An 11,067-nucleotide genomic window follows, 5' to 3' on the forward strand; every position below is an offset into this window, starting at 1 on the left:
AACCCCTCACCCCCCCCCCCCCACCCCCCCCCCTCCCTCCCCTCCCCCCCCCCCCCCCCCCCCCCCCCCCCCCCCCCCCCCCCCCCCCCCCCCCCCCCCCCCCCCCCCCCCCCCCCCCCCCCCCCCGGGCCCGGGGAGCGAATCGGGCGGGCGCTGCTCAGGCGGCCGCGACCGCCTCGCGGATCTCGTCGGCGAACCGCTGCGCCGACTCCCGCAGTGCGGAGACGTCCGGACCGTGGCGCAGCACGCCCCGCGAGACGTTCGGGACGACGTTGCGGACCGCGGGGCCGAAGACCGCCGGGAGGTCGGCGGCCGTGGCGCCCTGCGCGCCGATGCCCGGGGCGAGCAGCGGGCCGTTGATGTCGAGGTCGAAGGACGACAGGTCGCCGAGGGTCGCACCGACCACCGCGCCGAAGGAGCCCATCGGCTCGGCGCCGGCGTTCTCGGCGGCCAGGTGCGCCAGCATCGTCGCGCCGATGGTCAGGCCGTCCTCGCGGACCGCCCGCTGGACCTCCGCGCCCTCCGGGTTCGAGGTCAGGGCCAGGACGAACAGACCCGCGCCGGACTCCCGGGCCAGGTCCACGGCGGGCTTCAGCGAGCCGTAGCCGAGGTACGGGGAGACCGTCAGCGCGTCGGAGAACAGCGGCGAGTCCTTGCGCAGGAAGGTCTCGGCGTACGCAGCCATCGTCGAGCCGATGTCGCCGCGCTTGGCGTCCATCAGGACGAGCGTGCCCGCCGACCGGGCGTCGGCCACGGTCCGCTCCAGGACGGCGATGCCCCGGGAGCCGAACCGCTCGAAGAACGCCGCCTGCGGCTTGAAGACGGCCACCTGGTCGGCCAGGGCCTCCACCACGGTCCGCGAGAACCGCTCCAGGCCCGCGACGTCGTCGGCGAGCCCCCAGGACGACAGCAGGGCGGCGTGCGGGTCGATGCCCACGCACAGGGGACCGCGCGCGTCCATCGCCTCGCGCAGGCGGGTACCGAAGGAGAGGGTCACTGGGCGGCCTTTCGGGTCTCGGCGCCCACCGCTTCGGCGAGGGTCGCGTACGGGCTGGCGGCCAGGCGCGCGGCCAGGCCCTTGTGGATGGCGCGGGCGTAGCAGGGGCCCTCGTAGATGAAGGCGCTGTAGCCCTGGACCAGCGTGGCACCGGCGAGGATCCGCTGCCAGGCGTCCTCGGCGTTCTCGATGCCGCCGACGCCGACGAGCACCAGGCGGTCGCCCACCCGGGCGTACAGGCGGCGCAGGACCTCCAGCGAGCGCTCCTTGACGGGCGCGCCGGACAATCCGCCGGCCTCCTTGACCAGCTCGGGGGCGGACCGCAGGCCCAGCCCCTCGCGGGCGATGGTGGTGTTGGTGGCGATGATGCCGTCCAGGCCCAGCTCCAGGGCGAGGTCGGCGACGGCGTCCACGTCCTCGTCCGCCAGGTCGGGGGCGATCTTCACCAGCAGGGGGACGCGGCGGTCGGTGACCGTGCGGTCGGCGGCCTCGCGCACGGCCGTCAGGAGCGGCCGCAGCGATTCGGTCGCCTGGAGGTTGCGCAGGCCGGGCGTGTTCGGGGAGGACACGTTGACGACCAGGTAGTCGGCGTGCCGGGCGAGGCGCTCGGTCGAGGTCACGTAGTCGCCGACGGCCTCCTCCTCCGGGACGACCTTCGTCTTGCCGATGTTGACGCCCACGACCGTCTTGAACACCGGCCGACGGGCCCCGAGGCGCTCGGCGACGGCCGCGGAGCCCTCGTTGTTGAAGCCCATGCGGTTGATCAGCGCCCGGTCCGGGACCAGCCGGAACAGCCGCTTCTTCGGGTTGCCCGGCTGCGCCTGGGCCGTGACGGTGCCGATCTCGATGTGGTCGAAGCCGAGCATCGACATGCCGTCGATCGCGACGGCGTTCTTGTCGAAGCCCGCGGCCAGGCCGAAGGGGCCGTGCATGCGCAGGCCCAGGGCCTCCGTGCGCAGCTCCTTGTGGCGGGGGGCGAGGTAGGCGGCCACGAAGGTGCGCAGCACCGGGACGCGGGCCGCGAGACGGATCCAGCGGAAGGCCGTGTGGTGGGCCTGCTCCGGGTCCATCCGCTTGAAGACGAGGTTGAAGAACAATTTGTACATATCGCCAGATTCCTCGGAGGTCTTCGCATGAAGAGGGGGACACCGGATCCGGTGTCCCCCTCCCCTGGACGGGCTGTCAGTCGCGGGCCGCGATCAGGTGCTCCGCGTGCTCCTGGAGCGATCGGACGCCCACGTCGCCGCGGTTGAGCGCGTCGATGCCCTGGACGGCGGCGGCGAGCGCCTGGACCGTGGTCAGGCAGGGCACGCTGCGTGCCACGGCCGCCGTACGGATCTCGTAGCCGTCGAGGCGGCCGCCGGTGCCGTACGGGGTGTTGACGATCAGGTCGACCTCGCCGTCGTGGATCAGCTGGACGATGGTCTTCTCGCCGTTCGGGCCCTCGCCCTCGGACTGCTTGCGCACGACGGTGGCGTTGATGCCGTTGCGCTTGAGGACCTCGGCGGTGCCGGAGGTGGCCATCAGCTCGAAGCCGTGGGCGACCAGCTCGCGGGCCGGGAAGATCATCGAGCGCTTGTCCCGGTTGGCGACCGAGATGAACGCGCGGCCGTGGGTCGGCAGGGGCCCGTAGGCACCCGCCTGCGACTTGGCGTACGCCGTGCCGAAGACCGAGTCGATGCCCATGACCTCGCCGGTGGAGCGCATCTCCGGGCCGAGGACGGTGTCCACGCCGCGGCCGTGGATGTCGCGGAAGCGGCTCCACGGCATCACGGCCTCCTTGACGGAGATCGGCGCGTCGAGCGGCAGGGTGCCGCCGTCGCCGGTCTTCGGCAGCAGGCCCTCGGCGCGCAGCTCGGCGATGGTGGCGCCGAGCGAGATGCGGGCGGCGGCCTTCGCGAGCGGTACGGCGGTGGCCTTCGAGGTGAAGGGCACGGTCCGCGAGGCGCGCGGGTTGGCCTCCAGGACGTACAGGATGTCCCCGGCCATGGCGAACTGGATGTTGATCAGGCCGCGGACGCCGACGCCCTTGGCGATGGCCTCGGTGGAGGCGCGCAGGCGCTTGATGTCGTACCCGCCGAGGGTGATCGGGGGCAGGGCGCAGGCCGAGTCGCCGGAGTGGATGCCGGCCTCCTCGATGTGCTCCATGACGCCGCCGAGGTAGAGCTCGGTGCCGTCGTAGAGGGCGTCGACGTCGATCTCGATCGCGTCGTCGAGGAAGCGGTCGACCAGCACGGGGCGGGTCGGGGAGATCTCGGTGGACTCGGCGATGTACGACTCGAGCCGGGTCTCGTCGTAGACGATCTCCATGCCGCGGCCGCCGAGCACGTACGACGGGCGGACCAGGACCGGGTAGCCGATCTCGTCGGCGATGGCCTTGGCGCCGGCGAAGGTGGTGGCCGTGCCGTGCTTGGGCGCGGGCAGGCCGGCCTCGGCGAGGACCTGGCCGAAGGCGCCGCGGTCCTCGGCGGCGTGGATGGCCTCGGGCGAGGTGCCCACGACCGGGACGCCGTTGTCCTTGAGCGCCTGGGCGAGGCCCAGCGGGGTCTGGCCGCCGAGCTGGACCACGACACCGGCGACGGGGCCGGCGAGGGTCTCGGCGTGGACGATCTCCAGCACGTCCTCGAGCGTGAGCGGCTCGAAGTACAGGCGGTCGGAGGTGTCGTAGTCGGTGGAGACGGTCTCCGGGTTGCAGTTGACCATCACGGTCTCGTAGCCCGCGTCGCTGAGCGCGAAGGAGGCGTGGACGCAGGAGTAGTCGAACTCGATGCCCTGGCCGATGCGGTTCGGGCCGGAGCCGAGGATGATCACGGCGGGCTTCTCGCGCGGCGCGACCTCGCTCTCCTCGTCGTACGACGAGTAGAAGTACGGGGTCTTGGCGGCGAACTCCGCGGCGCAGGTGTCGACCGTCTTGTAGACCGGGCGGACACCGAGGGCGTGCCGGACCTCGCGGACGACGTCCTCGCGCAGGCCGCGGATCTCCGCGATCTGGAAGTCGGAGAAGCCGTGCCGCTTGGCCTCGGCGAGCAGCTCGGGCTCGAGCTTCTCGGCGGCGGCGAGCTCGTCGGCGATCTCCTTGATCAGGAAGAGCTGGTCGACGAACCACGGGTCGATCTTCGTGGCGTCGAACACCTCCTCCTGGGTGGCGCCGGCGCGGATGGCCTGCATGACGGTGTTGATGCGGCCGTCGGTCGGGCGGACCGCGGTGCGCAGCAGCTCGTCCTTGTCACCCGGGTCGCCGGTGAAGGCGAACTGCGAGCCCTTCTTCTCCAGCGAGCGCAGGGCCTTCTGGAGGGCCTCGGTGAAGTTGCGGCCGATGGCCATGGCCTCGCCCACCGACTTCATGGTGGTGGTGAGGGTGGCGTCGGCCAGCGGGAACTTCTCGAAGGCGAAGCGCGGGGCCTTGACGACGACGTAGTCGAGGGTCGGCTCGAAGGACGCCGGGGTCTTCTCGGTGATGTCGTTCGGGACCTCGTCCAGCGTGTAGCCGATGGCCAGCTTGGCGGCGATCTTGGCGATCGGGAAGCCGGTGGCCTTCGAGGCGAGCGCGGAGGAGCGGGAGACGCGCGGGTTCATCTCGATGACGATGACGCGGCCGTCGTCCGGGTTGATCGCGAACTGGATGTTGCAGCCGCCGGTGTCGACGCCGACCTCGCGGATGATCGCGATGCCGATGTCGCGCAGCCGCTGGTACTCGCGGTCGGTCAGCGTCATGGCGGGGGCGACGGTGATGGAGTCGCCGGTGTGCACGCCCATCGGGTCGAAGTTCTCGATGGAACAGACGACCACGACGTTGTCGGCCTTGTCGCGCATCAGCTCGAGCTCGTACTCCTTCCAGCCGAGGATGGACTCCTCCAGGAGCACCTCGGTGGTCGGGGAGAGCGTCAGGCCCTGGCCGGCGATGCGGCGCAGCTCGTCCTCGTCGTGGGCGAAGCCGGAGCCGGCGCCGCCCATGGTGAAGGAGGGGCGGACGACGACGGGGTAGCCGCCGAGGGTGTCGACGCCCGCGAGGACGTCGTCCATGGAGTGGCAGATGACCGAGCGGGCGGACTCGCCGTGGCCGATCTTGGCGCGGACGGCGTCGACGACGCCCTTGAAGAGGTCGCGGTCCTCGCCCTTGTTGATCGCCTCGACGTTGGCGCCGATGAGCTCGACGTCGTACTTCTCGAGCACACCCTGCTCGTGCATGGAGATGGCGGTGTTCAGCGCCGTCTGCCCGCCGAGCGTGGGCAGGAGCGCGTCGGGGCGCTCCTTCGCGATGATCTTCTCGACGAACTCGGGGGTGATCGGCTCGACGTACGTGGCGTCGGCGATCTCCGGGTCGGTCATGATCGTCGCCGGGTTGGAGTTCACCAGGATGACCCGCAGGCCCTCGGCCTTGAGGATGCGGCAGGCCTGGGTGCCGGAATAGTCGAACTCCGCGGCCTGGCCGATGACGATCGGGCCGGAGCCGATGACCAGGACGGACTGGATATCGGTGCGCTTAGGCACGCTCGGCCTCCATCAGGGATACGAAGCGGTCGAAGAGGTACGCGGCGTCGTGCGGGCCCGCGGCTGCTTCGGGGTGGTACTGGACGCTGAAGGCCGGCTGGTCGAGCAGCTGCAGACCCTCCACCACGTTGTCGTTGAGGCAGACGTGGGAGACCTCGGCGCGGCCGTAGGGGGTCTCGGAGACCTTGTCGAGGGGCGCGTCGACGGCGAAGCCGTGGTTGTGCGCGGTGATCTCGACCTTGCCGGTGGTGCGGTCCTGGACGGGCTGGTTGATGCCGCGGTGGCCGTACTTCAGCTTGTAGGTGCCGAAGCCGAGCGCGCGGCCCAGGATCTGGTTGCCGAAGCAGATGCCGAAGAGCGGGGTCTTGCGCTCCAGCACGCCCTGCATGACGGAGACGGCGTGGTCGGCGGTGGCCGGGTCGCCCGGGCCGTTGGAGAAGAAGACGCCGTCGGGGCCGACCGCGTAGATGTCCTCGACGCCGGCGGTGGCGGGCAGCACGTGCACCTCGATGCCGCGCTCGGCCATCCGGTGCGGGGTCATGCCCTTGATGCCCAGGTCGACGGCGGCGACGGTGAACTTCTTCTCGCCGATCGCGGGGACCACGTAGGTCTCCTTGGTGGCGACCTCGGCGGAGAGGTTCGCGCCCTTCATCTGCGGGGAGCTCTGCACCTTGGCCAGCAGGGCCTCGTCGCGGATGCCCGTCCAGGTGTCGCCGGAGAAGATGCCGACGCGCATCGCGCCGCGCTCGCGCAGGTGGCGGGTGAGGGCGCGGGTGTCGATGCCCGAGATGCCGACGACGCCCTGGCGCTCCAGCTCCTCGTCCAGCGAGCGGCGCGAGCGCCAGTTCGACGGGACGCGGGCGGGGTCGCGTACGACGTAGCCGCTCACCCAGATGCGGGAGGACTCGGGGTCCTCGTCGTTGACGCCGGTGTTGCCCACGTGGGGGGCGGTCATCACGACGACCTGGCGGTGGTACGACGGGTCGGTGAGGGTCTCCTGGTAGCCGGTCATGCCGGTGGAGAACACGGCCTCGCCGAAGGTCTCCCCCACGGCCCCGTAGGCGCGCCCGCGGAAGATGCGGCCGTCCTCCAGGACGAGTACGGCGGGAGCTTTCGCTCCCCTGGTGGAGGTCGTCATCGTTCGGCGCCTTCCGTCGTGATGGATGGGTTCATGAGGTTGATGGCTTCGACCCAGGCGGCGTGCTCGGCCGCGCGGTCGGAGCGGAATCCGGAGTCGATCAGCTTGTCGCCGTGCGCCCAGGTGACGACGAGCAGACCGCCCTCGGTGAGCACCTTGCCCGCAATGCCCTTGTCGAGCCGGGCGCCACGCAGCTGCGCGGCCGGTACGAAGAAATCGGTGGCCCCCGGACGTACGACGTCCAGGCCCGCGTCGGTGAGGGTCAGCTCCACGCGGCTGCGGACGCCGAGGCCGTGCGCCACGATCCGGTCGAGCCACTGGCCCGCGGTCGTGGACCCGTGGTACCTGCCGGTGAGGGCGAGCCGGTGCTCGGGGAGGCCGTCCGGCGCGGCGGGCAGCTCGGGCAGGTCGCCCTGGAGCGCGCCGCGCCATTTCCAGCCCTGCCGCATCAGCCAGTACACGAAGGCGATGAAGGCGAGGAGGCCGAGGACCCACGCGACGCGCGCGCCCCAGTCCGTCACCTCCGCCGACTGCCGGCCGGCGGCCTCGGTGGCCAGATGGATTGCTGCAGGTGTCACGCCAGTTTCCCGTCCACGACCGTTGCCCGGCCCCGCAGGAAGGTGTGAGTGACGCGACCCGGCAGCTCACGGCCCTCGTAAGGCGTGTTGCGGCTGCGGGAGGCGAAATGTGCGGGGTCCACGACTCCACGGTATGCGGTATCCACCAGCGTGAGGTTGGCGGGTTCACCTGCCGAGACAGGTCGTCCGTGCCCGTCGAGACGGCCGATGTGCGCGGGGGCGAAGGACATCCGGTCCGCGACGCCGGCCCAGTCGAGCAGTCCGGTCTCCACCATCGTCTGCTGGACGACGGAGAGCGCGGTCTCCAGTCCCACCATGCCCATGGCGGCCGCGGCCCACTCGCAGTCCTTGTCCTCGTGCGGGTGCGGGGCGTGGTCGGTGGCGACGATGTCGATCGTGCCGTCGGCGAGCGCCTCGCGCAGGGCCATCACGTCGCGCTCGGTGCGCAGCGGCGGGTTGACCTTGTAGACGGGGTTGTACGAGCGGACCATCTCGTCGGTGAGGAGGAGGTGGTGCGGGGTGACCTCGGCGGTCACGTCGATGCCGCGGGACTTGGCCCAGCGGACGATCTCGACGGAGCCGGCCGTGGAGAGGTGGCAGATGTGCACGCGCGAACCGACGTGCTCGGCGAGGAGGACGTCGCGGGCGATGATCGACTCCTCGGCGACGGCCGGCCAGCCGCCGAGGCCCAGCTCGGCCGAGACGATGCCCTCGTTCATCTGGGCGCCCTCGGTCAGGCGGGGCTCCTGGGCGTGCTGGGCGACGACGCCGCCGAAGGCCTTCACGTACTCCAGGGCCCGGCGCATGATCACGGCGTCGTGGACGCACTTGCCGTCGTCGGAGAAGACCTTCACCTCGGCGGCCGAGTCGTGCATCGCGCCGAGCTCGGCGAGCTGCTTGCCCTCCAGGCCCACGGTGACGGCGCCGATGGGCTGGACGTCGCAGTAGCCGGACTCCTTGCCCAGGCGCCAGACCTGCTCGACCACGCCGGCGGTGTCGGCGACCGGGAAGGTGTTGGCCATGGCGAAGACCGCGGTGAAACCGCCGACGGCGGCGGCGCGCGTGCCGGTCAGGACGGTCTCGGAGTCCTCGCGGCCGGGCTCGCGCAGGTGGGTGTGGAGGTCGACCAGGCCGGGCAGCAGGACCTGGCCGCCGGCCTCGACGACCTGCGCGCCCTCGGCCGACAGGCCGGTGCCCACCTCGGCGATGGTCTCGCCGTCGATCAGGACGTCCTGCACGTCGCCGCCGAGGACCTTCGCGCCGCGGATAAGGATCTTGCTCATGGTTACTTGCTCTCCTCGGTACGCGGGGCGGGGGTGGTGGTGACGGCGGGCTCGGAGCCGCCCAGCAGCAGGTAGAGGACGGCCATCCGGATGGAGACGCCGTTGGCGACCTGCTCGACGACCGTGCAGCGGTCGGAGTCGGCGACCTCGGCGGTGATCTCCATGCCGCGGACCATCGGGCCGGGGTGCATCACGATGGCGTGCTCGGGCATCCGCGCCATCCGCTGGGCGTCCAGGCCGTAGCGGCGCGAGTACTCGCGCTCGGTGGGGAAGAAGGCGGCGTTCATCCGCTCGCGCTGCACACGCAGCATCATCACCGCGTCGGACTTCGAGAGCACCTCGTCGAGGCCGTACGAGACCTCGCAGGGCCAGGTCTCGACGCCGACCGGCACCAGGGTCGGCGGGGCCACGAGGGTGACCTCGGCGCCCAGGGTGTGCAGCAGGTCGACGTTGGAGCGGGCGACGCGGCTGTGGAGCACGTCTCCGACCAGGGTGATGCGCTTGCCGGCCAGGTCCTGGCCGAGGGCGTCCTTGCCGACGAGGCGGCGGCGCATCGTGAAGGCGTCGAGCAGGGCCTGCGTGGGGTGCTGGTGGGTGCCGTCGCCCGCGTTGATGACGGGGGCGTCGATCCAGCCGGAGTTGGCGAGCCGGTAGGGGGCGCCGGAGGCGCCGTGCCGGATGACCACTGCGTCGACGCCCATGGCCTCCAGGGTCTGGGCGGTGTCCTTGAGGGACTCGCCCTTCGACACGCTGGAGCCCTTGGCGGCGAAGTTGATCACGTCGGCCGAGAGGCGCTTCTCGGCGGCCTCGAAGGAGATCCGGGTGCGGGTCGAGTCCTCGAAGAAGAGGTTGCAGATCGTACGGCCGCGCAGGGTGGGCAGCTTTTTGATCGGCCGGTCGGCGATCCGGGCCATCTCCTCGGCGGTGTCGAGGATGAGGACCGCGTCGTCGCGCGTGAGGTCGGCGGCCGAGATGAGGTGGCGCTTCATCTGGGTGCTCCGTGAGTCGGGGTCGTCAGGGGTGTGACGCGGATGTGCGGGCGGGCAGGCTTCGGCGCGGATCCCGCGGCGCGCGCGGAACCCGGGACGGGGATGGGCTACTGCCCGCCTGCCGGAGCGGTCCGCTGGCCGAGCAGCACGGCGTCGCGGCCGTCCTCCTCCTGGAGCTGGACCTTGACCGTCTCCCGCAGCGACGTGGGGAGGTTCTTGCCGACGTAGTCGGCGCGGATCGGCAGTTCGCGGTGGCCGCGGTCGACGAGGACGGCGAGCTGGACGGCGCGCGGGCGGCCGATGTCGCCGAGCGCGTCGAGGGCGGCGCGGATGGTGCGGCCGGAGAAGAGCACGTCGTCGACGAGGACCACGAGACGGCCGTCGAGGTCGTCACCGGGGATCTCGGTGCGGGCCAGCGCACGGGCCGGGCGCATCCGCAGATCGTCGCGGTACATGGTGATGTCGAGGGAGCCGACCGGGATCTTGGCGCCGGTGATCTCTTCGAGCTTGGCGGCGATCCGGCGGGCGAGGAAGACGCCTCGCGTCGGAATGCCGAGGAGGACCACGTCGTCGGCGCCCTTGGCGCGTTCGACGATCTCGTGGGCGATGCGGGTCAGAACCCGCGCGATGTCGGGAGCCTCGAGGACGGGGCGCGCCGCATCGGAAGTCTGGGTGTCCATGAAAAACGGACCTCCTTCTCCGCCTCACGGGACGGACCTTAAAGGACGTCGGATGTACGCCGTCCACAGTAGCAGGCGCCGCCCCCGCCCCCGCCCGCGCCCCGCCCCGTCCGGCCCGCAGGGGCCCCGGCAGCGCCGGCCGCAGGGGCCCCTCGCAGGGGGTGGATCAGGGGGTGGATGAAGACCATTCGGCTTGACGCATCCACGTAACGCTGCGTAACCTCACAGTGAGTTACCAGCCGCGCGGCGGAGCCGCACGTCGACACAGCGTCCGGGAGCCTTATGTCCAGCGAATACGCCAAACAGCTCGGGGCCAAGCTCCGCGCCATCCGCACCCAGCAGGGCCTTTCCCTCCACGGTGTCGAGGAGAAGTCCCAGGGCCGCTGGAAGGCGGTCGTGGTCGGGTCGTACGAGCGTGGGGACCGCGCGGTCACCGTGCAGCGCCTCGCCGAGCTGGCGGACTTCTACGGGGTGCCGGTCCAGGAGCTGCTTCCGGGCACGACCCCCGGCGGAGCGGCCGAGCCGCCGCCGAAGCTGCGCCTCGACCTGGAGCGCCTGGCCCACGTGCCCGCCGAGAAGGCCGGTCCGCTGCAGCGCTACGCAGCGACCATCCAGAGCCAGCGCGGCGACTACAACGGCAAGGTCCTCTCGATCCGCCAGGACGACCTGCGCACGCTGGCCGTCATCTACGACCAGTCGCCCTCGGTCCTGACCGAGCAGCTCATCAGCTGGGGCGTGCTGGACGCGGACGCCCGCCGTGCGGTCGCGCACGAGGAGATCTGAGCACGCACCACCGGGGCAACGCCCTGAAGAAACGTGCCGGCGGGGGGGGGGGGGGGGGGGGGGGGGGGGGGGGGGGGGTGGGGGGGTGTGTTCTTTCTTTTTTCTTCTAGGGGGGGGGAGGAGCAGGG

9 protein-coding genes are annotated in these 11,067 nt (G+C 71.6%); 1 reads left to right on the forward strand and 8 read right to left on the reverse strand.

From position 1 onward, the window contains the following. Positions 1 to 157: 157 nt before the first annotated feature. The 8 genes from pyrF to pyrR form a co-directional block, all read right to left on the reverse strand. On the reverse strand, positions 158 to 997 hold the full coding sequence (gene pyrF, locus ACZ7H1_RS21810) for an orotidine-5'-phosphate decarboxylase (protein WP_470788819.1): 840 nt from the start codon (positions 995 to 997) through the stop codon (positions 158 to 160). Next, a complete protein-coding gene (locus ACZ7H1_RS21815) occupies positions 994 to 2,103 on the reverse strand; it encodes a quinone-dependent dihydroorotate dehydrogenase (RefSeq protein WP_470788820.1) in 1,110 nt (369 codons plus the stop codon). The genes pyrF and ACZ7H1_RS21815 overlap by 4 nt, the downstream gene beginning before the upstream one ends. A gap of 76 nt (positions 2,104 to 2,179) precedes the next feature. Next, positions 2,180 to 5,488, reverse strand: coding sequence for a carbamoyl-phosphate synthase large subunit (gene carB / locus ACZ7H1_RS21820; RefSeq protein ID WP_470788821.1), 3,309 nt, complete (start codon positions 5,486 to 5,488; stop codon positions 2,180 to 2,182). Next, entirely contained in the window at positions 5,481 to 6,626 is a 1,146-nt protein-coding gene (carA, locus tag ACZ7H1_RS21825; RefSeq protein WP_470788822.1) for a glutamine-hydrolyzing carbamoyl-phosphate synthase small subunit, read from the reverse strand. The genes carB and carA overlap by 8 nt, the downstream gene beginning before the upstream one ends. Further along, positions 6,623 to 7,204 (reverse strand): PH-like domain-containing protein, encoded by a 582-nt coding sequence (locus tag ACZ7H1_RS21830; RefSeq protein ID WP_470788824.1) that lies wholly within the window; start codon positions 7,202 to 7,204, stop codon positions 6,623 to 6,625. Before ACZ7H1_RS21830 ends, carA begins: the two co-directional genes overlap by 4 nt. After that, on the reverse strand, positions 7,201 to 8,487 hold the full coding sequence (locus ACZ7H1_RS21835; RefSeq protein ID WP_470788826.1) for a dihydroorotase: 1,287 nt from the start codon (positions 8,485 to 8,487) through the stop codon (positions 7,201 to 7,203). Before ACZ7H1_RS21835 ends, ACZ7H1_RS21830 begins: the two co-directional genes overlap by 4 nt. 2 nt (positions 8,488 to 8,489) lie before the next feature. After that, positions 8,490 to 9,476 carry an aspartate carbamoyltransferase catalytic subunit gene (locus ACZ7H1_RS21840; RefSeq protein ID WP_470788827.1) on the reverse strand — a complete coding sequence of 329 codons (987 nt, stop codon included), beginning with the start codon at positions 9,474 to 9,476 and terminating at the stop codon, positions 8,490 to 8,492. Between the two features lie 107 nt (positions 9,477 to 9,583). After that, positions 9,584 to 10,156 carry a bifunctional pyr operon transcriptional regulator/uracil phosphoribosyltransferase PyrR gene (pyrR, locus tag ACZ7H1_RS21845; protein WP_470788829.1) on the reverse strand — a complete coding sequence of 191 codons (573 nt, stop codon included), beginning with the start codon at positions 10,154 to 10,156 and terminating at the stop codon, positions 9,584 to 9,586. A 282-nt stretch (positions 10,157 to 10,438) separates the two neighbouring features. On the opposite strand from pyrR, the gene bldD reads away from it, so the two are divergent. Further along, positions 10,439 to 10,939 carry a transcriptional regulator BldD gene (gene bldD, locus ACZ7H1_RS21850; RefSeq protein ID WP_226733476.1) on the forward strand — a complete coding sequence of 167 codons (501 nt, stop codon included), beginning with the start codon at positions 10,439 to 10,441 and terminating at the stop codon, positions 10,937 to 10,939. The last annotated feature ends 128 nt before the right edge of the window (positions 10,940 to 11,067 follow it).

This window comes from Streptomyces sp. NPDC037401, from assembly GCF_055602345.1.

Coding starts and splice junctions, on each gene's coding strand:
- ACZ7H1_RS21815 (WP_470788820.1), bottom strand. CDS start 2,103: ATGTACAAATTGTTCTTCAACCTCGTCTTCAAGCGGATGGACCCGGAG.
- carA (WP_470788822.1), bottom strand. CDS start 6,626: ATGACGACCTCCACCAGGGGAGCGAAAGCTCCCGCCGTACTCGTCCTG.
- ACZ7H1_RS21835 (WP_470788826.1), bottom strand. CDS start 8,487: ATGAGCAAGATCCTTATCCGCGGCGCGAAGGTCCTCGGCGGCGACGTG.
- ACZ7H1_RS21840 (WP_470788827.1), bottom strand. CDS start 9,476: ATGAAGCGCCACCTCATCTCGGCCGCCGACCTCACGCGCGACGACGCG.
- pyrR (WP_470788829.1), bottom strand. CDS start 10,156: ATGGACACCCAGACTTCCGATGCGGCGCGCCCCGTCCTCGAGGCTCCC.
- bldD (WP_226733476.1), top strand. CDS start 10,439: ATGTCCAGCGAATACGCCAAACAGCTCGGGGCCAAGCTCCGCGCCATC.